This window comes from Microbispora sp. ZYX-F-249, from assembly GCF_039649665.1.
Taxonomy (GTDB): domain Bacteria; phylum Actinomycetota; class Actinomycetes; order Streptosporangiales; family Streptosporangiaceae; genus Microbispora; species Microbispora maris.
In genome coordinates this window covers 1-824 of the sequence record NZ_JBDJAW010000149.1, presented here as the reverse complement: position 1 = coordinate 824, position 824 = coordinate 1, and the positions used below count along the sequence as shown (strand labels likewise).

1 protein-coding gene and 2 pseudogenes are annotated in these 824 nt (G+C 72.8%); 2 read left to right on the top strand and 1 reads right to left on the bottom strand.

Going from position 1 to position 824, the window contains the following annotated elements; translation table 11 throughout:
• Positions 1–345: pseudogene (locus AAH991_RS40165) on the bottom strand (hypothetical protein); the annotation flags it as partial.
• Between the two features lie 25 nt (positions 346–370).
• Between AAH991_RS40165 and AAH991_RS40160 the strand changes: the two are divergent.
• Positions 371–631, top strand: coding sequence for a hypothetical protein (locus AAH991_RS40160; protein ID WP_346231196.1), 261 nt, complete (start codon positions 371–373; stop codon positions 629–631).
• Positions 628–824, top strand: a pseudogene (locus AAH991_RS40155) (hypothetical protein); the annotation flags it as partial. The gene AAH991_RS40160 and the pseudogene AAH991_RS40155, both read left to right, overlap by 4 nt.

The window sequence follows — 824 nt, the reverse complement described above, 5'->3', positions numbered from 1 at the left end:
AAGCGCGGTGGGCATGGCCCGGAAGGCGGCCAGGCGCGGGTTGCGGGCCAGCGCCGTCACGGGATCCCCCGCGGCGGGAAGGCGGCGAAGCACCGCCCGGCACACCGGCAGCGTCACCGCAACGGCGGCCACGGCCAGCACCGCGGCGATCCCCGCCACCGCCCAGGTGGGCCTGCCCGGCCAGGCATCAGCCGTACGGCCGTGCACGACGTCGGCGATGAACCCGGTCCCCAGCGGAGCTACCGTGCCGCCAGCGAGGAGCGCGGCGAGCCCGGCCGCCGCCCACACCACCACGGTCACGGCGGTAAGGCCCCACCAGCGGCCGTGCCGGCAGATAGCCGACATCGTCGCACCGGCATCGGCGGCGTCTGTGGCCCCGTCGGCGAGCTTCGCCACCGGGCTGGTGTTCCTGTCCGCTTTCGTCGTGGTCGAGGGTCGTGTGCCGACGCCGATGCTGCCGCCGCGGCTGTTTCGTCAGCGGCTGTTCACGGTGTCCAACACGGCGATGGTCGTGGTCGGGCTCGCGCTGATGGGGTCGTCGTTCTTCTTCTCCCCGTTCTTCGTCTACGTTCAGGGCACTTCGATCTGGTCGCCGGGCTACGGACCCTGCCCGTCTCGCTGGCCACGGTGATCGTCAGCCCGTGCGCGGGCCGGTACGCGGCCAGGTACGGCTTCCGCGTCGCCGTCACCATCGGCCTGGTCCTGGCCGGGCTGGGACTGCTGGCGCCGGGCTTCGTCCACGCCGATACCGGCTACGGCGACGTGTGGTGGCGGCTGACGGTCGTCGGCATCGGGTTCGCTCTCACCATGTCGCCGCTGACCGT